The sequence below is a fragment of the Haloarchaeobius amylolyticus genome (assembly GCF_026616195.1).
Taxonomy (GTDB): Archaea; Halobacteriota; Halobacteria; order Halobacteriales; family Natrialbaceae; genus Haloarchaeobius; species Haloarchaeobius amylolyticus.
In genome coordinates this window covers 148752-170932 of record NZ_JANHDH010000003.1, presented here as the reverse complement: position 1 = coordinate 170932, position 22181 = coordinate 148752, and the positions used below count along the sequence as shown (strand labels likewise).

The following is a 22181-nucleotide window of genomic DNA, read 5'->3' as shown; positions in this document are numbered from 1 at the left end:
CCAGAGCGAAATAGTGTCAGCGAGAAAAATGTTCGCCCGCCGGTCGCCGCCCGGGCCTACTCGCCGTCGGCCTCGATGGTGAGGTACGGAATCGTCGCTCGCTGGCTGTCACTGTACGCGAGCGCCTCCGACTGGCTCGTCCCCTCGGATGGGAGCATGTCGATGACCTTCGGCTCGACGTTGGCGTCGCTGCCGCCGCCGAAGGTCCACTCGCCCGCCGAGGCCGCGATGTCACGGAGGCCGCCCTCGCCGTAACCGTCGTAGGGACAGACCAGCGGTGCGATGGCCATGCCAGCGACGGAGCCGCCGACGGCGCGCTTCGGGAACTCGAGGAAGACCGTCTTCTCGTCGGCGAGGCCGGCCGCGGTGTCCGTACTCACCGTCTCGCCGAACGTGTCGTCGCCCGGTGCCTCGACCGTGACGGTCGACTCCCCGTTCGCGACGACCCGGTACTGGTAGGGCGCCGTGAAGTCCGCGACGACGTTGTGGCGGGCCTGCGTGCTCGCGGGCTGGTCGTCGCCAGCGTCGATGTCGCGGAGGTACACCTGGAAGAACTGGTGGGAGAAGCCGTGCTCGAGGTTCCACGTGTTCTCGACGGGTTCGGCCATCTCGAACAGGACCCTGACGCGGTCTCGGCTCTCATCGACGCTGAAACCCGCGAGGTCGAAGGCGCCGTCGTAGAAGTCGCTCGCGGTCGGGTAGGTGTACCTCCCCGGGCCGTGGTCGTCGCCGGTGGGGTCCGTCCAGCTGGCCAGCGACTCGAACGAGGAGGTCATCGGGGTGTAGGGCACCTCCGCGAGCGCCGAATCGCTGGAGGCCAGCGCGTCGGCGTTCGAGACGCCCTGTGGCGTCACGAGGTCGACGACGTTGGGCGAGTTCGCGCTCCCGTCGCCGCCGAAGGTGCGTTCTCCGGCGTCCGCAGCCACCTGCATCACGTTGCCCTCGGCCTCCGGGTCGTACCCGAGGACCAGTGGCGCAATCTTCATGGACGAGAGGGGGTCGGCGATGGCGCGTTTCGGGAACTGCGCGAGGATGCTCCCACCGGGGAGCACGGCCACCTCGCCGGTTGCAGTGCGTTTCTCGAGGCCGTTCTCCACCCTGACGCCGTGCTCGCCGTCGACCACGACGCGGTACTGGTACAGGTCGGGGAAGGTGACGCCGACGCCGGCGCGGGCCTTCTCCAGCCCCCAGAGTCCCTTCCCGTTGGAGAGGTAGCACTGGAGGTGCTGGTCGGAGAAGCCGTGTTCGCGGTCCCGTGGATTCTCGACCGGGCCCGCGAAGTCGAACTTGAACTGGTAGCTCTGGCTGGTCTCGAAGGCCGTCACGCCGGTCAGGTCGAAGGCACCCTCCGGAACACCCGTCGGGTAGGTGTAGGTTCCCGGACCGTGGTCGTCGCCGGACTCGTCGTCGAGTCCGACGAGTCGCTCCCCGACGCCGGCCAGCGAGGGCGTCTCGAACACGGCGAGGGTGTCCACGCCGACCGTGACCGTCCCGTCGCCACTGTCGACCTGCAGGTCGTCGCCGGAGAACGCGTCAGTGGTCGCGACCACGTCGCGCAGGGTGACCTCGCCCGTGTCGGCCCCGAAGTTGACCAGCACGACGCGTTTGCCCGCTTCAGCATCGAGCCCGAACGCGAGCACGTCGTCCTCGGCGTCGGTCGTGTGCCAGGCCCGGCGAAGGTCGGCCTCGGGCCCCAGTACGTCCGAGTCGTGGTAGAACGACACGAGACTCTTGTAGAACTGGAGGTGGTCCTGGGGAACGGTGGCGCCGTCCTCCTCCCAGTTCATGAATGCCCGCTTGTAGGGGTCGGTCTCGATGTCGTCGTCGAGGCTGGCGTTGTCCGCCCAGACGCTCTCGCGGCGGGTCCCGTACTCGCTGACGAGGCGCTCCTGTCCGTAGTAGATGAAGGGGACGCCGGGAAGCGTGAAACTCGCCGCCGCGGCAGCGCGCTGGACCTTCGCCGGGTCCTCGCGGCTCCCGTTCTCCTTCGCCTCGTAGTAACAGCGCGGCTCGTCGTGGTTCTCGATGGAGTTGATGAGCCGGGTGTAGCCCGGGAAGCCCTCGCTTCGACGGTGCTGGACGGCCTCGACGAGGGCGTCGGGCCTGGCCTCGCCGCGGGCCACGTCGTGGGCCGTCTTCATGAAGTCGACCGTGTCGAAGTGCACGTCGAACTCGGACTCGGCGAAGGAGGGGTCGTTCGGGACCGTCTCGTCCAGCATGAAGAACTCGGTGTCCTTCGCCTTCACGAGGTCTCTGACCTCCTTCCAGAAGCCGTGGGGCACACCCCAGGCCACGTCACACCGGAACCCGTCGACGATGTCGGACCAGAAGTCCGCGGCGGCGAGGATGTGTTCGCGCAGCGCGACGTTGCCGAAGTTGAGGTTCGGCTGGAGCCGCACGCCGAAGAAGCTCGTCTGGGCGGGTGCGGCGTCGTAGCTCAGCCCCTCCATGCGGTCGAACCAGTCGAAGTACGTCGAGTCCTCGTTCCAGGTGGTGATCTGCGGGAACTCCCAGGAGTTCGCCGGGTCCGGGCCGGTCTCCGCGATGGTGTCCTGGAAGAACGGGTGGGTCCAGCCGCAGTGGTTGATGACGAGGTCGAAGCAGACCTTGATGTCGTGCTCGTGCAGCGCGTCGACGAAGGCCCGGTACTCCGCCAGCGTCCCGAGGTCGTCGGCCACGTCGAAGTAGTCACCTGTGCTGTAGCCGTGGGGACCGCCGGGCGCGTGGGTGTCGGTCTCCGCGTCGATGGTCGCGCTCCAGGCCGGGACGATGGGCGTCAGCCAGACCACGTCGATGCCGAGGTCGGCGAGGTAGCCCGCCTTCGCTTCCAGGAACGCGAAGTCGGTCGCGCCCTCGCTCCCGGCGAACGAGCGCGTGAATATCTCGTAGATGACCGCGTCGTCCAGCCAGTCGGGTGGGCGGTTCGGCAGCGAGACGGATTCCGCCCCGGGGTCGAGCAGTACCTCGTCGGTGAGACTGTGGCTCTCCCCGTCGAAGGCGGCCGCGTAGACCCGGGTCGGGCCGTCCAGTGCCTCGGCCGGGACGTGTGCCCGGAACTGGTCGTCGACCTCGATGTCTGCTGGGGCGAGGCTGGACTGGTCTGTGGGCAGGAACTCGACGGACAGGTCGCCGCGGTTCGCGTTGCTGTCCGCGGCGAGTGCGGCGTTCGAGTCCACGACGAACTCGCCCGCGTCGGCGTCGTACGAGCCGGAGAGTTCAAGCGTCGGTGCCCCGCCCGCGTTGCTCGGCTGCTCCTCGAAGACGCGGATTGTCTGCTGGTAGGTCCCGTCGGGGGCTGCCAGTTCGACGACGTAGGTGCCTGGTACGTCGGGCTCGAACTCGGCCGTGTTGTGCTGACCCGAGTCGTACTGCTCGTGGCCCTCGCTGTAAGGCGTCGGGGCGAAGGCGAGGTTGACCTCGCTGTCGTCGGGTTTCGACGCGAGCGACCACGTGAACGCGTCGGGGTCGTAGTTCTCGGGGTCGCGCTCCGGGTTCTGGATGGTGGGCGCGAGGTTGTCCCGGTCGAGGCCGTGGTCAGCGTCGGAGAAGATGGGGTCCATCAGCAACTCGCCGACCTGCATGAACCGGGGCGGGCCGGGGTCGTAGGCGCCGCCCGGCGGGCCCGTCTGCTGGGGTTCGTCCTCGGTCCCGGTCCCGGGTTGCGCCGTCGTCGCCGGGTCGGTCGCCGTGTCGGTCGGGTCGGCCGCGTTCCCCCCGCACCCGGCGAGCATCCCGAGGCCGGCCACGCCGCCGTACTGGAGCAACTGTCGGCGCGACAGCCCACCGTACCGTCGTCCTGCCTCGTCGTTGTCAGTCATTGTCACGTCCCACGTTTGCTCAGACCACCACACCGCGGGTGTAAAAATGTTTTGTGAATTAGTACTTCAAGATTCTATGCTCGGGTGGGGAGCACGCTTATAGCGCCCACCGACGCATCGGATGACATGCAGAGACCACTCCGCGATGCCAGCCCGATGGTGGCCGACTCCGCGTTCGTCTCCGAGATGGCCTACCTCATCGGCGACGTGGCGGTCGACGAGCGTGCGAGCATCTGGCCCTTCGTCTGCTGCCGGGCCGACGGCGCCCCGGTCGACATCGGCCAGGAGACCAACGTCCAGGAGTTCACGATGCTCCACGGCGCGACCCTGGGCGACGAGGTGACGGTGGGACACAACGCCGTGGTCGACTTCGCTACCGTCGAGGACCACTCGCTCGTCGGGATGCACAGCGCGGTCCTCCGGGGCGCGACCGTCGAATCGAACTGCATCGTGGCGGCGAACACAGTCGTCCTGCAGGACCAGACCATCCCCGAGGGCCACCTCGCCTACGGCACGCCGGCCGAGACGAAGCCCCTCAGCGACGCACAGCTCGACGAGATTTCGCGGACGCACGAGCACTACGTCGAGCTGGGACAGGAGTACGGGGAGGCCGAGCAGTTCGAGTGAGTCGGGCTGGCCGAGAGGATTCGTTCGGTACGCCCCTCACTCGATGTCGATTTCGGTCCCTTCCGACTGCCCGCTCTTCTGGAGCGTGACGGTCAACACCCCGTTCCGGTAGGTCGCCGCCACGTCGGCAGCGTCGACGGCCGCCGGCAGGCTTACCGACCGCTTCAGTGTGCGCTGGGTGCGCTCGCGGTGCAGGAACGTCCCCTCGCGCTCCTCTGCGGTACTCTCGTGTTCGGCCTCGATGGTGAGGGTTCCATCGTCGATGCTGACCGCGATCTCGTCGCGGTCGAACCCCGGCAGCTCCGCGGTGACGACGAGCTTGTCGTCGACGTCCTCGATGTCCAGTGGCATCGGCGCGGCCGCGTCCTGCCCCCACGCCTGCAGCGACCCTCCCTGGCTGCCCCGGGCGTCGTCGAACTCGGCGAACTGTCGTCCCATCTGGTCGAGGAGCCGCTGGAGCTCCTCGAACGGGTTGCTTCGTGTACTCATGGTCGGAACCTCAGGTGGAGTAGGGTGGCACGCGGTTCGAGCCGTCCCCTGAGATACCAAGGCAGGACTCAGTGCTCGCGGTCGAGGGACAGGAGGAACCGTTCGAGGTCGGCCTGTGCGTGCGAGGCGACGCGTTCGCAGTACTCGTACAGCACGTCGTTGAGGTCGTTCCGGGTCGCCTCGTCGATGCTGTCCCGGCCGCGGTACCCACTCGCGGGGATCTCGGGCCGGCGCGTGCAGACGACCCGGAAGGGGACGTCGCCGACCTCGTAGCCGGTGATGATGCCGTACTCGTCGGTTCCCCAGAGGCCGACGCCGGTCTGCTCGGGAAGTGCGGCGTCGATACGGTCGAGAAGGGCCAGCCGGGCGCCGGGCACCGTCGGGTTCGGCCCGGCGAAGAGGTCGTCGAAGGCGCGGTCGCGCCCGTTCCTGACCCAGCCGTCGAGCTGGTCCCGGGCCCGACGGAGCAGCGACCTGTCGGAGAGTACGAGTTCCATAGGTGTACAGAGGCTGCTGGCGCGGATGAGGGTATCTCTTCCCGCGATGCACCGGCGGCGACGTCCGGGCTACATGTACATCCGGTCCTCTGGTGCGGACCCCGGCTCCTCGGCCACCTTTCGGCCGAGGTCCTGGTAGTGCTGCTCGACCGCGGTGGCGAAGGAATCGAGGGGCCCCGCGTCAACGTCGAACCCGTAGAGGTCGGAGACCACCTCGACCAGCCTGATGGCGGCATCGACGTCCGGCGGCTGGGCGTGGACCGGCGTCACCAGCAGACCCACGCGGAGCGTCGAGTCGATACCGCGGCTCACCAGGCTCGCGTTGATGCCCTCGAGGTAGCCGGTCCGCATCGGCGGGAGGTCGCTGCCGGCGAGCCGGTGTTCGCGGTAGTCCTCGGTCGCGATGTAGGAGACGACGTGCTGGTCCTCGGTGTGGGCGAAGGGTGCGCCGACGAGGACCGTCACCTCCTCGACCGCGTTCTCGTCTCCCCATTCGAGGATGGCCGTCGCGAAGGGGTCAGTCGCCCACGGTGGCACGAACAGGTCGTTGACGAGGACGCTGACGGCGGATTCGGGCGTGGAGAACAGACGTGAGTGGTGTCGCGGCACTCCGTCTTCGAAGGGCGTGAACGGTGCCAGCGCGTCCGTGACGATGTGACCGGTCTCTTCGAGGGCGAGCTGTTTCACGAGGAAGTCGGCGGCGACGAGCCCCGCGAGTCCGAACGCCGAGAACCCACAGATGAGCGTCGGAGACGGGGGCGCCTCGTGCTCGATGCTGAACGACCCCGGGTCGATGGGCTGTTGGTGTCCTTCCATGTGAAGCATAGGCAGCCGAGTACGAATAGCGAATCGTCGCCGGAGCCGTCAGAACCCACAGGGTGCTGGGGTCTCCGCCACGCTATGGCACCTGCCGTCGTACTAGAACCGGATTACCATGAGCCACCCAGAGAAGGTCCACCACAGCCCGCTGGCGGTAGACGAGATCCGCAACGACCCGGTCGGTCGGGACGTGAAACACCTCGACGAGGAGTACGTCCGGTTCGAGAACACCGGCGACGATCCGCTCGACATCTCGGGCTGGACCGTCGAGAACGACGCCGGCGAGCGATACGAGTTCCCCGAGGGGACCGTCCTCGAGCCAGGATTCCACCTCACGCTCCACACCGGCAGTGGGGCCGACACGGAGACGGACCACTACTGGGGCTCCGAGAAACCGGTGTGGAACAACCTGGAGGATTCGGTGTTCGTCCGGGACGACACCGGGACCCTCCGGATCCGGGAGACCTACAACAAATAGCGTCGCGTCCGGAGTCCTCAGCGACCTGCCGAAACTGCGAAACGACTCCCACCCCTAGTCCACTCGGTATGTTCCAGACACGTTGGGAGGACGTCAAGGGGCGGCAACTGCGCTACAACGGCCACACGTGGGAACTGACGGGGGACGTCGGAATCGAGGACAGCGGCGCGACGCTCGTGGTCGAGGCCAGGGCGGTCGACGACGTGAAGGGGGAGCAGGCGCGGCTGTGCTTCGACATCGCCGGCGCGCCGGCGTCGCTGAACCCGGGCCAGGACGGCGAGCGCTTCCACCTGCTCGAACGACGCCCGGAGGGCCACGTCCTCGTGGTCAAGGACGCGGGTCGCACCTATCGGTACGTGCTGCATCGCATCGAGTACCTCTGAACCGAGACTGCGGCGGGGTCAGCGCCAGTCACCGCTAGTCGAGCCGGTAGACGCGCGCCTCCCACGGTCGCAGGTCGACCGTGGCGAGGTCGGACGCGTCGACCGACTCCTCGCGCTGGCCGTAGTTCCCGATGAGGAGCGTCGGCTCCGCGTCGTCGAGGTCGACCAGCCCGGCCATTCCCGCGCTGGTCGCAGTATCGGCGAAGTTCAGCGCCACGAGCAGGCGACCGTCCTCGCTGGTCCGTGTGTACGCCCACAGTTCCTCGTGGTCGGGCGTGAGCTGGTCGTACTCGCCGGAGACCAGCACGTCGTGCTCGTCGCGCAGGGCGATGAGGTCGCGGTAGTAGTGGAACACCGAGTCGGGGTCGGCGCGCTCGGCCTCGGCGTTGACGTGCTCGTAGTTCGGGTTCACCGGCATCCAGGGCTCGCCGTCGGTGAAGCCGGCGTGCTCGTCGTCGGACCACTGCATCGGGGTCCGGGCGTTGTCGCGGGAGTTCTGGCGCACGTCGTCGGCCACGTCCTCGAAGGAGTCGATGGTGCCGTCGTCGAGCGCGTTCCGGACCGGGTTCACCGTGTCCACGTCCTGGTAGTCCTCGAGGGACTCGAAGGGGTAGTTCGTCATTCCGAGTTCCTCGCCCTGGTAGATGTAGGGCGTGCCCTGCAGCGTGTGCAGGAACGTCCCCAGCAGTTTCGCGGACTCGCGGCGGTACTCGTCGTCGTTGCCGAACCGGGAGACCTGCCGGGGCTGGTCGTGGTTGTTCAGGTAGAGGCTGTTCCAGCCGTCGTCGGCCAGGCCGTCCTGCCAGCGGTCGAAGACGGCCTTGAACTCCGTGAGGTCGAGCTCCTCGCGCTCCCAGATGTGGTGGCCGCGGTCGAGCAGCATGTGCTCGAAGTGGAATATCATGCTGAGACCGTCGCCGTCCTCGCCGACGTACTGGCGGGCGGTCTCCATCGGCATCTCGTCGCCGATCATCTCGCCGACGGTCAGGAGGTTCTCGCCTTCCAGCACCTCCTCGTTCATGTCCTGGAGGTACTCGTGGATGCGCGGGCCGTTGAAGTAGTGTTCCGGGATGGCATCCTCGGGGGCGTCCTCCTCGACCTTCGAGATGAGGTTGATGACGTCCATCCGGAACCCGTCGATTCCCTTGTCCAGCCACCACTGCATCATGTCGAAGATCTCCTCCCGGACGTCGGGGTTCTCCCAGTTCAGGTCGGGCTGCTTGCGGTCGAAGAGGTGGAGGTACCACTCCTCGGTGTCCTCGTCGTAGGCCCACGCCGGGCCGCCGAAGAACGAGCCCCAGTCGTTCGGGGGTGCCTCGCCCTCGGGGCCCTCGGCGGCGTCCCAGTCGACCTCGTCGGCGTCGACGCCCTCCCGCCACCAGTACCAGTCGCGGTACTCGCTGTCGGGGTCGCGCGATTCGACGAACCACTCGTGCTCGTCGGACGTGTGGTTGACCACGAGGTCCATGATGAGCGCGATGCCGCGCTCGTGGAGGCCGTCGAGCAGTGTCTCCCAGTCCGCCATCGAGCCGAACTGGTCCATGATGGACCGGTAGTCGGCGATGTCGTAGCCGTTGTCCGCGTTCGGCGACTCGTAGACGGGGTTGAGCCAGACGACGTCGACGCCCAGCTCGTCGAGGTAGTCGAGCTTCTCGATGACGCCCTGGAGGTCGCCGACGCCATCGCCGTCGGTGTCGTTGAAACTGCGGGGATAGACCTGGTAGACGACGGCTTCTTTCCACCATTCGGGGTCGCGTTCGAGCGGGGTCATTGCATGGAGATTACTTACAGGAGTTGTAAATATCCTTGGAACCGGCCAGTGTGGCACGAAAGACCGTGCAGGTCGGGCCCGAAGAACGGGTGACGGCAACCGGGAACCGGTCAGTACGAGTGGGTCAGCACCGTGTTCCCGCTCGCGTCGAACAGGTAGACCGTGTCCCCGGCGTTGTTCCAGATGCTGGAGCCTGACCCCCAGTAGAGGTCGGTACTGGTGTCCGTCCCACTCCCGGTGTGCAGCGTGACGGTCGCGCCCGCGTCGAGGGTGAACGACGGGAAGACGTAGTCGTGGGCCGCCTCGTCCTCGCAGACGTAGTCGGTCATGTCGACCGCCGAACTGCCGGTGTTCTCGAAGACGACGTACTCGTCGTTGAGGTTCTCCGAGTCGGTCCCCTCGGCGTCCTCGTGGACGTTCTTGACGACGATGCTGTCACTGGTGCTGCCGTCGTCGGTCTCGTCGAAGCCGTCGCCGCTGTAGGTGCGGTTGATGACCTCGGTACCCGAGTCGTCGGTGACGATGACGGTGTCGCCGGAGTTGTTCCAGACCGCGGAGCTGCGGTTCCAGTAGAGGTCGGTCGCGGAGTCGGTGCCACTCCCGGTGTGGAGCGTGACGCGTGCGCCAGCGTCGAGGCTGAACTCGGGGACGGTGTAGCTCTTGCCGGCGGCGTCCTCGACCACGTAGTTCGTCAGCTCCATCGACCCGGAGCCGGTGTTCTCGAAGACGACGTACTCGTCGTTGAGGTTCTCGGACTCGGTGCCCTCGGCGTCGGCGTGGACCTTGACGAGTTCGAGGGTGCCCGACCCGCCGGTGTTGCTCCCGTCGAACGCGGAGAACAGCGGGAAGGAGGTGTCGAATCGGGTACTGACCGGGACGGCCGCGTCCGAATTGACGTTGTTCGTCGCGTCCTCGACCTGCCCGTCGTTCAGGCGCAGGTCGCTGCCGAGGTCGGCCGCGAGCGTGTTGAGGTTCGACCGGGCGGTGCTCGTCGCACTGGCCGCGCCGACGAGGACGACAGAGCCGCCGTCGGCGACGAACTGCGAGACAGCGTCGGTCTCGCTCGTCGTGAAGGAGTCGGCAGGCGAGGTGACGACGAGCGCACGGGCGTTCGAGAGGTTGTCCGAGGTCAGGTTGTTCACCTGGTCGAAGTCGATGCCGACGCCTTCGAGGTAGCGCTGGTAGTACGCCACGTCCTCGCTGGAGAGGGCGTAGTCCGCGCTGAACTGGCCGTGGCCGCCGTCGATGACGACCTTCCCACTACTGTCCGAGAGCCAGTCGAGCAGGTTCGTCAGGAAGGTGAAGTTCTCGTAGGTCGAGGTGTCGACCGCGTAGCCCTCGGCCTGTTCGAAGGACTCGTCGATGAACGGCGAGCCGACCATCGCGACGTTGGCGGCCTCGTCGACGCCGACGAGGGGGATGTCGGTGTAGGAGACGCTCGGGCTGTCGGTCTGGGTGGCCTCGGACTCCGCGAGGACCGGGACCCGGGACTGGCTGATGGCGCCCGAGCTCGTCCGTACCGAGGCCGCGTCGGGGAAGAACTGGTCGTCGACGGTGCGGTTCCGGATGGGGTCGGTCGCCGAGGGGTCGCTCTGGGACCAGAGGTTCGTGCCGTTCTGCTGGGCCGTGACCTCGGCGTCGTAGAAGGTCTCGTAGTTCGAGAAGCCGGAAGCGTAGACCCGGGCGTACCCGTTCTGGACCGTCCGCAGGTTGTAGAAGTCGTCGCGGGTGCCATCGCCGGTCGCGTCGTAGTGGATGTACCCGAGCAGACGGTCGTACTGGTCGAAGATGCCGGGTTCGTTGTCGTCGAACGAGAGGTCGATGGTCTTCCCGCCGAGTTCGTTCTCGCCCCACGTCGTCGCGTTCGCACCCCAGTCCGCGAGGTAGGTCATCGACTCGATGCCCTCCCACTCCTGGGTGCGCTCGTACTGCTGGTACTGCTCCTTCTCGGGCGTGTCCATCCCGAGGATGCGGACGTTCTCCTCGCGCCCGGAGTCGAACCGGACAGTCGCGGTGTCCCCGTCGCTGACGCCGACCACGTCGACCGTGTGGGTCGCGTTCGGGTCGATCTCCATGCCAGGTCGGTCCGCGAAGAAGTCGAACGTGGTGTCGAACCGGGTGGTCGTCGGCTTGTAGTAGACGCCGCCGTTGTTCGTGTCGTCGGTGACCTGGTCGTCGTTGAACCGGAACGAGAGCGAGAGGGCGCTCGCGATGTCGTTCAGGTTCGCGGTCTCGTCGTAGTTCGAGTAGTCCGCGCGGTCGAAGATGAAGACGTCACCGCCGCCCGCCACGAAGTCCGCGAGGTCCTGCTTCTCCGTGCTGGTGTAGGCCGTGGACGGCCCGGTGAGCCAGACCGCGTCGGCCCCGGCGAGGTCGGCGGAGATGTCCGAGGTGGCCGAGACCGCGTAGTCCTGCTGGGTCTCGGCGTAGTTCGCCATGTTCGAGAAGTCCGTCAGCGTGTGGTAGGCGTCGTGGCCCTCGTCGTAGAGGATAGTGCCCGAACCGCCGAGGTAGGCGTCGAAGACGTTGAGGACGAACTCCTCGTTATCGCTCCGGAAGTTGGCGTCGTCGGAGACGAGCGTCGCCCCGAAGCCGACGACCGTGCCCGCGCTCGACTCGTCGACCGCCACGAGCGGGATGTCCGTGTCGTAGGGGTACGCGACCGCGTCGCCGTTCCCGTCGGCGTCGTCGTTGACCGCGGAGGTCTCCGCCTTCACCGCGACGAGCGAGTCGTCGGTCAGGACGTTCCCGGAGGAATCGAGGAGGCTCGCCGTGGAGTCGAACTCCAGCGAGTCGATGGTGCCCGTGGCAGCTCGCGCCGCAGAGGTCGCCGAGGTACCGAGTGCTGTGCCCGCCGCCGCGACAGTGAGCGATGTGAGGAAGTCACGTCGTCGCATACGATGCTGGCCGGACGCATGCTTAATAAAAGGTTGTATTAGTTCTAAATAGCACAACGAAAGTGTGAGAAAAAGCCAATCTGGTTTAGTAAACTAACTTGTCGGTCGGATTCCGGGAAATACCTCGGCGAGACCGTTCAACACCAGTGGTTATTGTAGATAGTAATTCAACCAGAGGAGAGTGGTGTGGAACGAAGTGCGGGTCACGCTGCCGGACCGGCTGTGGACGAGAAGCGTTCGGCCAGAGCCCCCGCCGTCAGGCCTCGACCAGGAGGTCGCGGTCGATGTCCGAGACGCTGTCGTTTCCCGTGAGCGCGACGGTGAGATCGAAGTCCGCGAGGAAGTTCTCGACGACCTCGTGGACCCCGTTCTCGCCGTCGATTCCCAGCCCGTAGGCGTAGGGTCTGCCGAGCATGACGGCGTCGGCGCCCAGCGCCAGCGCCTTCACCGCGTCCGCGCCACGACGGATGCCCGAGTCGAACAGCACCGTCGCGTCGTCGCCGATGCGGTGTGAGATAGTCGGCAACTGGCGAAGGGCCGCGACCTCGCCGTCGACCTGGCGCCCGCCGTGGTTCGAGACGACCACGCCCTCGGCCCCGTGGGCGACCGCCTGCTCCGCGTCGGCCGGGTGGAGGATGCCCTTGCACACGATGGGCAGGTCGGTCTGGCTGGCGAGCCAGTCGAGGTCCGCCCACGTCAGCGACGGGTCCGAGAACACCTCGACGAACTCCTGGGCGGCCGCGCGCTCGTTCTCCTCCGGCGGCTGGGCCAGCCGGTCGCGGAAGACCGGGTCCGAGACGTAGTTGGCGATGCCGTCGCCCGCGAGGAACGGGAGGAACCCGCGGCTCACGTCGCGCTCGCGCCAGCCGAGGTGGGGCGTGTCGAGCGTGACCATCAGCGCGTCGTAGCCGGCCTCCTCGGCCCGGCTGACCAGGCTCTCGGTCAGTTCGCGGTCTTCGCTCCAGTAGAGCTGGAACCACTTCGGCGTCTCGCCCAGTTCCTCGGAGACGTCCTCCAGCGTCTCGGAGGACTGGGTCGAGCAGACGTATGGGACGTTCAGTCGCTCCGCCGCCCGGGCGCTCGCGAGGTCGCCCTCCTCGTGGAGGATGCCCTGTGCGCCGATGGGGGCGAGCAGGACCGGCACGTCGAACGTCTGGCCGAGCACCTCGGTGGAGAGGTCCCGCTCGGCGGTGTCTTGCATCACCCGCGGGACGATGCGGTAGTCCTCGAAGGCGACCCGGTTGTGGCGCTTCGTCGCCTCCGAGCCAGCGCCGCCGGCGACGTAGTCGTAGGCGTCACCCTCCAGCACCTCGGCCGCCCGTCGCTTCAGCGCCTCGTAGGAGGCAGGGACGTCCGGCGTCTCGCCGGTGAGCATCCCGGTCGTGTACACGGTCGTCTGTCGGAACCGGCCGTAGGGCGTCGACGTGGTATCATCCGGCATGGTCGAATCGTTCTCCCGAATCAACAAGAACGTGTGGGGTAGTATCACCGTCAATAATCACCGTTCGATGACACTGGCGGCCAGACAGTGATGTTAGAAATCGGATAGTAGCTCCTGAGGGTGACCCCTGTTTATACCGCGGCGGTCACTCAGTCATCATCGGCGATTCAGCTCCGTCCGGACGAACACCGCGACGGCGAGCACCGACAGGACGAACCCGACGATGGTGAACCCCGAGAACGAGAGTTCGGCGAAGTGCGCGGTGAAGCTCTTGTCTGTGGGGTAGTCCGGCGACGGCAGCACCGGCCACAGGAGGAACGTGAGGTCGGCGAATCTGAGCCGCAAGAGCGAGTGCAGCGAGTCACCAACCAGGTGTGCGCCGTATCCGAACGAGGCCGCGAATGCGACGTCGCTGCGGTCGTATCGTTGTGCGACCACGTACGCGAGCGCCACGAACACCGCGAACGTCAGCACCGAATGAGCGAGGCTTCGACCGGTCGGCAGGACCGTCGCCCACCACGCGAGCGGCTTGTCGATCAGGTCGGGGAGCTGCGTCCCGACGAGCAACGCGAGCATGACGAGGACGGACCCGTGTGCTCGTCGCTTCGTCGGCAACAGGCGGTACGCGAGATAGCCGAGCGCGGCGTGTCCCCATGGCCACATCGGGTCGACGTTCGGCGAGGAACGGGATACGTTCGGTGGTCTCCGGGACGTGCGAGGAGACGCCTCTCGGTTCGGTACAGCGTACCGACAGCGGTACCGTACTCGCCACGGAGTGCTCTGGACGTCGTCACTCGCGCTGGAGTCGGTCGCGGCGGTCGGAACCGCGGTCGTGGACTACAGCGAGACGTTGGTGTCCCGGCCGTGGTTCGAGGAGCGGTCGTCGTACGCCTTCCGCCCGACGAAGGACTCCCCGAGCTGGGAGAGCACCGTGTTGTGGAACTCGAGGGCGGACTCGTAGCCGTCCTGTTCGCCCTGTCGCATGACCGACGCGAGCGTCACCGTCTCGCCGTGGGGTGAGACGAGTTCGGTCCCCCCGACCCGGTCTTCGATGGTCGCCCGGTCGGCCGGGAAGGTGCAGGTGTCGGTCACGAGGTCGAACAGTTCGGTGTGCCGGATTGCCATGGTATACTGGCGTTCGCGCTGGGTGACCGAAGTCCCCCGGCCAAACTACATAATCTTTGATGCGGTTATCGCAGCCAGACGGCCTTCGACACCCGTGAGAGAACCACCGACTGTCAGCCATTATTGATACTGCATGAGTAATTTATGGCCACCATGACACGTGCCAACGCTTGGCAATCATCATCGATTGCCGGCGACGGTACGTATGAGTTCCGACGACCCACGATCCACGACGGCAGACAGAGAGAGTATCGACATCTCGAGACGAGACTTCGCGAAGGCGGCCGGGGGCGCGGCGCTGTTCGCCGGTGCGACCGACGCGGGGGCGGCAGACCAGTTGCGGCAGACAGACCGGACACCCATCGAGGGGACGGTCGACACCATCACGGAGTCGTTCACACCACAGGACTGGTACACCATCGCACCGTTCCAGTACCAGCGACGGGATACCTCCGTGGGGTCGCTGTTCCCACGCGGCGGCGCGGACGACTTCTCGACTGGTGAATCGACGCCCTCGCTGGACGGCGAGTTGCAGTCGGCGTTCGCGGGCGGGAGCGAGGTCCGCTGGGAGCAGGTGCAGGCCTCGGGAGGGACCGTCGGCTTCCCGCAGGCAAGGTCGGAGATCGACCCGACCGGTGGGAACCTCACGCCACTGACCGACTTCGGCGGTGGCGCCGGCGGCCTGTTCGACGACTTCCAGGACTGGTTCGGCATCGGGGGGTCACTCTACGGCAAGGGGTACGCCTTCACCACCTTCGAGGTCGACGGGCCGAAGCGGGCGGTGCTGGAGACCGACGCGACGGTCTGGCTCAACGGTCACCGCCACGAGGAGAGTCCGGCCGGCGTCGTCCTGCAGGACGGGACGAACTACCTGCTGGCGAGTTCGCTCCTGATATACGGGTTCATCGGGTCGGTCACCCTGACGTTCAGGCCGCCCGAAGCGCCCGTCGAGGTGAACGGCCCGGCCACGTTCCGCGGCATCCCACAGAACATCATCGTCCCGGACCTGCGCGTGGGTGAGGAGACCGACCTCCCGGCGTCGGTTCGCGTGACGAACACGACGGGAGAACCCGTCGACGAGGCGACGCTGACCGTCGCCCCGGACAACGAGTACCTGGTCGAACAACAGGTCGACATCGACCCGCCGCTGGCCCCCTTCGAGACGAGACGTGTCAACACGCGTATCCAGACCGGAACCGGCGCCGCGGGAAGCGATAGCTCATCGACGCAGGCCGGGAACGGCGGTGGCGATGGAAACGGCCAGCAGGGCGGCCCGCCCGGGGAACTCCCGGACCAGGCGAAGGCGAACGCGACCAGGTCGACCACCCGGTCGGAGGTCACCGGCGAGGCCATGACGCACACGCCACCCGAGACCGGGCAGGAGGCCGAGTCCATGTCCGACTCGCTGACGAGCATGGCCGGCGACGACGTCTCGACCACGACGCTGGAGACCTCGCGAGACGTGCTCTCCGTGACAGCCCGCGCCGAGGTGGGCGACCAGCGTCACAGCGAGACGGTCGATATCCGGGTCGCCGACGCCGACGCGAACCGGCGGATGACCACGTTCGAATCGGAGATCGACGGGAGCGTCCAGTACTTCACCTACCGCCGGCCGGCGAACGACGAGTCGAGTACCGGCCCCTACGAGGTCGTCTTCTCGCTGCACGGCGCGAACGTGAACTCGTGGAACCAGGCCGGCGCGAACATCCCGCGCGAGGACGCCTACGTCGTCGCACCCGACGCCCGCGGGCCGGTCAACTACGACCACGAGGACCTCGGTCGCGTCGACGACCTGGAGGCGCTCCGGGTCGCCATGGACCGGTTCGACCTCGACGAGTCGAACGTCTACATCTCCGGGCACTCGATGGGTGGTCACGGGACCTGGCACATCGGTCTGACCAACAACGACCGCTTCGCCGCCCTGGCGCCCTCCTCGGGCTGGACCGACCACGAGACGTACATCACGGTCGTCTGGGGCCGCGACAAACTCCACGCTTATCCCGGCCTGAAGGCGCTCAAGGAGAAAGCCCTCCAGAAGAACCTCGCGATGCCGAAGACGCAGAACGCCGAGGACGGCAACACGCCGATATTCGTCCTCCAGGGCGGCGAGGACACGTCCGTGCCCTCGATGCAACCCCGGAGCTACGTCCGGGCGCTGGCGAACCGGGGGCTCGACGTCGATGGCGAGGTCGGCTACCGACACCAGGTCACGCCAGCGGACACCGACGTGGCCTACCTCGAGGTCCCCAACGCGGACCACTACTGGGACAAGAACGAGTTCAGCGACGAGACCATCGGCCCGGGCAAGGACACGGTCAACCACCCGGACATGTTCGAGTTCATCCGGTCGTCCACGAACGACCCCTACCCCGAATCGCTCACCTTCTTCACGACGAACCTCCGCATCGAGGACGGGAAGCACTGGGTGCGCGTCGTCGAGCAGGACCAGGTCCACGCGCCCACGAGGGTCGACGCGTCCGTCTCCAGTGACGGCATCCACGTCGAGACCGAGAACGTCGCCCGCCTCGAGGTCGACACGCAGGTCCTCCGGGAGGTGGACGTCGATGCCGACAGCCGGGTCTACACGCCAGTCGGCAGTGCCTCACTGCCCGGCCGGGGACACGCCACGGTCGACCTCTCCGGTAACGGGGTCCGGGCCAATCGTGGCAGGGGACGACCCAGCCGTGGCGTCGGCAAGGACGCGGACCAGTACGGCCCGATGAAGGAGATCCACCAGAAACCGTACCGACTCGTCTACGGGACCCAGGCCTCCGACGCCGAGACCGCGATGAACCGGAACCTCGCGAACATCCGGTCCCAGCGGCTCGTCACGCGAGCCAGGGCCCCCGCGACCGTCATCCCCGACACGGCAGTCGACCGGGCGACGATGGACGAGTACAACCTGATTCTCTTCGGCCGACCGAGTGCGAACAGCGTCTACCAGCAGGTCCAGCAGAGCATCCCCGTCCGAGTCGGCGACGGCACCGTCCGGATCAAGGACGACACGTGGTCTGGAGACCTCGCCGTCTCCCTGCTCTATCCGAACCCGCGGAACCGCGAGAAACTGCTCCAGATAGAGACCGGGACCTCGCTGGCCGGTGTCCAGCTGACCCGCGTACGGGACTGGACGCCGACGCAGACCGCGGCCGCCGACTACATGGTGTTCGACGAGTCGGTCCGGTTCCAGAAGTGGAACGCCTGCGTCGCCGCCGGCTACTTCGACAAGCACTGGCAGGTCGACGACGAACTCGGCTTCAGGCGGCAGGTCGAGACGAGGTAGGTCAGCCGAGTGGCCGTTTCCGCGAGTGTCGGGGCGGCCACTGCCACTCAGACTACCGCCCAGCCGGCCGGTCGAACCGGCTGCAGGGTCGGCCACAGCCACGACGGGGCTGCTTCAGCGGCGCGAGACCCGGTACCCGACGTCCCGGAGAGCGCCGATGGCCAGTCGGTCGGCCGCCCGCGAGAACGCAGCGAACGTCACCGTGAACACGACGAAGATGGCGATTTCGACGGGCCCCACCGCGGGGGAGAGGAGACCGGTCCCCTCGACGGGGACGAGCATGAGCGCCTCGAGGACCTCGAGGAAGGTCTCCCAGGCGAGTGCTGCGGTGAGCCCTCCGACGACGAGCACGACGAGGTGGTAAGCGTAGCTCGACCTCGTCGGGCGGTTCTGTGCGAGGAACTCCTCGCGCTGCGCCCGGCTCGCGAAGCGTCGAGGGTTCTCACGCAACTGGTCCTGCGCCATGCCGAACAGGCTGAGGCCCAGGATGAACCACAGGAAGATGGCCGCGACAGTGGTGGCCGGCTCCGGGACGAACCCGGGGAGCGGACCGGCGAGCGCGCTGACGACCACCGGCGTCATGTGGTCGACGACCACGTAGAACATCACGAACCCGAGCACGGCTTCGACGGGCCCGTATGCCGGATAGAGCAGGAGCTCGCGGCGACCCGGGTCGGTGCCTGACGCCTCGTTCGACCGAGGCGCTTCGCCGATACCCGCCGAGTGTCCAGTCCCCGACCTTTCGGAGGCGGCGTCAGAGGTGAGGTGTCTCGACTGCATGGCGCTTCACGAGTCTACCTACGACTGATACGACGATGAATACCGGACGTCGTTCTCAGGACCGGAGAACGAGAACCACCCAGCCTCTGCCACCTGCAGCCTCAGAACCCGCGGATAACGTTCGGCACCGGTCCCGGCGGAATCTGGGCCTGCGCCGGCCCGAGCGTGAACCGGACCACGGCGAGGTCCTGCCGCGGGTCGTACGTCCCGATGCTGTCCTCGTCAATGCCCAGAGCCCGCCGGAGCAGGGGATGGTCGTCGACGTACCGGGTCAGCAGTTTCTGGCGCTCCGGGCCCGTGACCACGGCCCCCGTGGCCGACCGCTCCTCGCCGCGGTACCAGATGCTGGCCGGGTGTCCGCCCCGGAAGTTCAGCCACCACCGGCTGTCGGCCTTCGGCGTGACGACGACCAGACAGCCGTCGACCCGGGTGTAGGTGACGGGGAAGACGTACTGGTCGCCGCTCTCCCGGCCGGCGTAGGAGAGCAGGACCAGCCAGCGGTCGAGGACACCGTGGAGTGGTGACCGGAGAAGACCGCGAAAGACCGGGTTGGCCAGCCGTCGCTCGACGGCGCGGTGCAGCCGGTGGATCCGTTTCCGGGGGGGTGTGGGCCGCTGCGCAGGCATGATAGGAGACCTACGACGCGAGAGAAAGTAGCTGTTCGCCCCCCTGAGCCAGCCCTTCGAGGTATCAGTCGCCCGTGAGCCCGACCCCCTCCGCGAGGAGTTCGTGCGAACGCAACCCGGTTTCGTGGTCGCCGACCACGTGTTGCACCATCACCTCGTCGGCGCCGACCCGGTCGGCGAGCTGGTCGAACAGCCCGGCGAGCGTCTCCGGACTCCCCGAGAGGGCGCGTGGCCACTCGTCCTCGTCGAGGGTCGCGGGCGTCGGCTCGGGGACGCCACCCAGTTCGTCGATGGCCTCCTCCAGCGACGGCCGGCTGCCGACGATGCCACGCTGCATCCGCTTGTACGTCGCTTCGGCCACTGCTCGCTGGCGTGCTGCGGCCTCGTCGGTTTCGGCACAGACCGCGTTCACGGCGACCATCCCCTGTGGCTCGTCGACGCTCCCGGGGAGCCCCGACTGCTGGAACTGCTCGCGGTACTGCTCGAAGGCGTGGGTGGCGAACTGCGGCCGGATGAACCCCGCGAAGCAGTAGCGCATCCCGAGTTTACCCGCGATGGCCGCGCTCGACGGGCTCGACCCGAGGACCCACGGTTCGGGGGGTTCAGCACCCGAGCGTGGCACCGAGAGGTCCTCGTAGGTGTGTCCATCCGGGAAGTCGTCGTAGAGGTGGTTGACGACCGCCTCGATCCGCTCGGTGTGGTCCTCGTCCGGGTTCTCGACGTGTCGGTCCGTCCCGAGCGCGGCGTCCGATTCCGGGGAGCCGTTCGCCCGGCCCAGGCCCGCGTCGATGCGACCCGGGGCCAGCCCGTCCAGCGCGCCGAACACCTCGGCGACCTTGAACGGGCTGTAGTGGTTCAGCAACACCGCCCCGGAACCGAGGCGTATCGAGTCGGTCTCGGCCGCCAGGTGGCCGAGGAGCACCTCGGGCGTCGTCCCGGCGAGCCGGTCGGCCATGCCGTGGTGCTCCGCCACCCAGAACCGCGAGTACCCGAGTCGTTCGGCCTGTTTCGCGGCTTCGACCGTGTTGGCGTAGGCGTCGGTCGCGGTCCCACCATCTGGGACGGGCGAGAGGTCGACGATGGAGAGGTCCATGTCCCGGAGTCTGTGGGTCCGATGGTTAACGGTATTGCTCGGGGAAGGTGTGTCACGGCTGTCAGCCCCGGTCATCTCGGCGGAAACACATAACTGAGTCGACGCGCGACCAGTGGCCAATGGATGACATGAAGCGTCGGGCGTTGTTACGTCGACTCGGCATCGGCGGGATGGTCGGGCTCGCCGGGTGTCAGGGACGTGACGTGGACGACGAGGCCACCGTCACACGGTCGATAGACGCGACGACGTCCAGCGACACGGCGACTGAGACGGAGACGTCACGAGGCACTGCGACCGCGGTCACTGCCGACCTCGAGACCTCGGTCGAGAAGGGGACAGCCGTCCACCACGTCGTTGTCACCGGGCGAATCAGTTCGAAGGCGGGAATCCAGACGGTCACGGTCGAGGCGGGCGACGATCGGCGACAGCTCGAGGTCGGCGGCGAGAGCGAGTATTCCCTCGACGTGACGCTCGATGTCGAGGGCGGGCAAGCGTATCGAGTCACGGTGGCGGTCGTCGACTCGGCCGGTAACACGTCGAAAACGCGTCTGGAGACCGGGACCGTCCCGCCAGCCGTCGACCCCCTCGAGCCCGACCGGCTCGTGGGTGCCCACTACTATTCCTGGTACGAGATGCACCAGGGACACGAGAACTGGACCGACCGGACGGTGAGCACGCCGGTCCTGGGTGAGTACGCCTCGGACGACCCCGCGGTCGTCGACCAGCACCTGGCGTGGTGTCTGGAACACGGCATCGAGTGGCTCTCGGTCAGCTGGTGGGGTCCCGGCTCTGGGTCGGACACCGCACTCGACGGGACGCTCACCGAGCGGGACCTGTTCGGGGAGCTCAAGTTCTCAATCCTCTACGAGACGGTCGGCCGACTCGAGGACTACGACTACGACCTCGACGATCCTGGCGCCCGGGAGCGCCTCCGGTCCGACTTCGAGTACCTCGCGGAGAAGTACTTCCAGGCGGAGAACTACCTGTATATCGACGGCGAGCCGGTGGTCTACTTCTACGTCTCGAACCATCTCCATGGCGACATCGAGGCTGCGTTCGCCGAGGCGACGGCGAACCTCGACACCGAGATCTACGTCCTCGCCGGTGTCCCGTTCGGGTCCGCCCCGGGCACCTACCCCGTCATGGCCGTCGCGGACGGTATCACCTCGTACAACCCGTACAGCGCCCGCGAGGACATCGAGGCCGTGTTCCACGAGAACTACGAACAGGGTAACAAGGTGCTGAACCTCGGGGCGAGCATCGCCGACGTGGACCTGTTCCCGGTCGCCATCCCGGGGTTCAATGACACCGGCCTCCCGGCCCACATCCGCGAGGACAACCCCATACTCTCATCCTCACCCGACCGGTTCCGACGCGTCTGCGAGCAGGTCCAGCCACACCTCGCTGACAGCGAGGCCGTCCTCGTCACCTCGTTCAACGAGTGGTACGAGGACACGCAACTGGAGCCGGGGAAGGACTTCGGTACCGACTATCTGGAACTGGCCCGAGACGAACTCGTGACCGGTCCCTCCACGGGGTTCGAACCGGTGGGGGCGACCGTCCGGCTGGCGTTCAACGAGACCATCGTCCCGGCCGAGGTCAACCCAGACAGTTCCGACACCCGGGCGCTCGCGTTCATGGCAGGCGGACTCACGTTCCTCGCCGGCGATGAGGTGGTCGCATCCTTCGACATCGGCGCACCCGAGAACGAACCGCTGCTGCTCGAGGGAGCCTACGGCGCGTCCGCGAACGACTCGTACACGTGGCGCTGGTTCGGCGGCCGCAACGCGGAGACCGTCCTGTTCGTCGAGGCGGACCTCACGGGCGTGGATACCGCGGTTCTTACCGGCGAGCCGATGCGCTCCGACAGAATCGAGGCCGACGTGTTCTTCGACGGCGAACAGACCGACCACGTCGCCTTCGATTCCAGGGACGGGACTCTGGACGATTACGAACTCGACCTTCGTTGACTACTCGAATCGGTATCCTGAGGGAGACGAACTCGAAATCCAGTGAAGGTGGATCGCCTGAACAGTACCGAGTGCGGGAAATGCAGG

Annotated in this window: 17 protein-coding genes; 5 read left to right on the top strand and 12 right to left on the bottom strand. The window is 67.0% G+C overall.

The window, feature by feature from the left end:
- Positions 1–56: 56 nt before the first annotated feature.
- The gene (locus NOV86_RS18535) at positions 57–3818 is read right to left on the bottom strand and encodes a glucodextranase DOMON-like domain-containing protein (RefSeq protein WP_267643260.1); all 3762 of its coding nucleotides are present in this window, start codon (positions 3816–3818) and stop codon (positions 57–59) included.
- Between the two features lie 126 nt (positions 3819–3944).
- Between NOV86_RS18535 and NOV86_RS18530 the strand changes: the two genes are divergently transcribed.
- Positions 3945–4445: a gamma carbonic anhydrase family protein gene (locus NOV86_RS18530; RefSeq protein WP_267643258.1), complete on the top strand. Its 501-nt coding sequence runs from the start codon at positions 3945–3947 to the stop codon at positions 4443–4445.
- Between the two features lie 36 nt (positions 4446–4481).
- Here NOV86_RS18530 and NOV86_RS18525 read toward each other — a convergent pair whose 3' ends face one another.
- The 3 genes from NOV86_RS18525 to NOV86_RS18515 form a co-directional block, all read right to left on the bottom strand.
- Positions 4482–4934 (bottom strand): Hsp20/alpha crystallin family protein, encoded by a 453-nt coding sequence (locus NOV86_RS18525; protein ID WP_267643257.1) that lies wholly within the window; start codon positions 4932–4934, stop codon positions 4482–4484.
- Between the two features lie 68 nt (positions 4935–5002).
- Positions 5003–5431, bottom strand: coding sequence for a DUF7539 family protein (locus NOV86_RS18520; protein ID WP_267643256.1), 429 nt, complete (start codon positions 5429–5431; stop codon positions 5003–5005).
- A 69-nt stretch (positions 5432–5500) separates the two neighbouring features.
- Entirely contained in the window at positions 5501–6247 is a 747-nt protein-coding gene (locus NOV86_RS18515; RefSeq protein ID WP_267643255.1) for a proteasome assembly chaperone family protein, read from the bottom strand.
- A gap of 118 nt (positions 6248–6365) precedes the next feature.
- Between NOV86_RS18515 and NOV86_RS18510 the strand changes: the two genes are divergently transcribed.
- Both NOV86_RS18510 and NOV86_RS18505 read left to right on the top strand, forming a co-directional pair.
- Entirely contained in the window at positions 6366–6728 is a 363-nt protein-coding gene (locus NOV86_RS18510; protein WP_267643254.1) for a lamin tail domain-containing protein, read from the top strand.
- 68 nt (positions 6729–6796) lie between these two features.
- The gene (locus tag NOV86_RS18505) at positions 6797–7111 is read left to right on the top strand and encodes a hypothetical protein (RefSeq protein ID WP_267643253.1); all 315 of its coding nucleotides are present in this window, start codon (positions 6797–6799) and stop codon (positions 7109–7111) included.
- A gap of 34 nt (positions 7112–7145) precedes the next feature.
- Here NOV86_RS18505 and NOV86_RS18500 read toward each other — a convergent pair whose 3' ends face one another.
- The 5 genes from NOV86_RS18500 to NOV86_RS18480 form a co-directional block, all read right to left on the bottom strand.
- The gene (locus NOV86_RS18500) at positions 7146–8882 is read right to left on the bottom strand and encodes a glycoside hydrolase family 13 protein (RefSeq protein WP_267643252.1); all 1737 of its coding nucleotides are present in this window, start codon (positions 8880–8882) and stop codon (positions 7146–7148) included.
- A gap of 110 nt (positions 8883–8992) precedes the next feature.
- Positions 8993–11779, bottom strand: coding sequence for a lamin tail domain-containing protein (locus NOV86_RS18495; protein WP_267643251.1), 2787 nt, complete (start codon positions 11777–11779; stop codon positions 8993–8995).
- A 256-nt stretch (positions 11780–12035) separates the two neighbouring features.
- On the bottom strand, positions 12036–13220 hold the full coding sequence (locus NOV86_RS18490; protein WP_267643250.1) for an alpha-hydroxy-acid oxidizing protein: 1185 nt from the start codon (positions 13218–13220) through the stop codon (positions 12036–12038).
- Between the two features lie 156 nt (positions 13221–13376).
- Positions 13377–13883 (bottom strand): metal-dependent hydrolase, encoded by a 507-nt coding sequence (locus tag NOV86_RS18485; RefSeq protein ID WP_267643249.1) that lies wholly within the window; start codon positions 13881–13883, stop codon positions 13377–13379.
- 174 nt (positions 13884–14057) lie between these two features.
- Positions 14058–14345, bottom strand: coding sequence for a DUF5789 family protein (locus NOV86_RS18480; protein WP_267643248.1), 288 nt, complete (start codon positions 14343–14345; stop codon positions 14058–14060).
- 205 nt (positions 14346–14550) lie between these two features.
- Here NOV86_RS18480 and NOV86_RS18475 point away from each other — a divergent pair, with 205 nt between their 5' ends.
- Positions 14551–17625 carry a prolyl oligopeptidase family serine peptidase gene (locus tag NOV86_RS18475; protein ID WP_267643247.1) on the top strand — a complete coding sequence of 1025 codons (3075 nt, stop codon included), beginning with the start codon at positions 14551–14553 and terminating at the stop codon, positions 17623–17625.
- Positions 17626–17739: 114 nt separating this feature from the next.
- On the opposite strand, the gene NOV86_RS18470 is transcribed toward NOV86_RS18475, so the two are convergent.
- The 3 genes from NOV86_RS18470 to NOV86_RS18460 form a co-directional block, all read right to left on the bottom strand.
- Positions 17740–18405, bottom strand: coding sequence for a hypothetical protein (locus NOV86_RS18470; protein ID WP_267643246.1), 666 nt, complete (start codon positions 18403–18405; stop codon positions 17740–17742).
- A gap of 101 nt (positions 18406–18506) precedes the next feature.
- Positions 18507–19031: a nitroreductase/quinone reductase family protein gene (locus tag NOV86_RS18465; protein WP_267643245.1), complete on the bottom strand. Its 525-nt coding sequence runs from the start codon at positions 19029–19031 to the stop codon at positions 18507–18509.
- Positions 19032–19095: 64 nt separating this feature from the next.
- Positions 19096–20124 (bottom strand): LLM class flavin-dependent oxidoreductase, encoded by a 1029-nt coding sequence (locus tag NOV86_RS18460; protein WP_267643244.1) that lies wholly within the window; start codon positions 20122–20124, stop codon positions 19096–19098.
- Between the two features lie 119 nt (positions 20125–20243).
- On the opposite strand from NOV86_RS18460, the gene NOV86_RS18455 reads away from it, so the two are divergent.
- Positions 20244–22094: a glycoside hydrolase family 99-like domain-containing protein gene (locus tag NOV86_RS18455; protein ID WP_267643243.1), complete on the top strand. Its 1851-nt coding sequence runs from the start codon at positions 20244–20246 to the stop codon at positions 22092–22094.
- Positions 22095–22181: the final 87 nt, after the last annotated feature.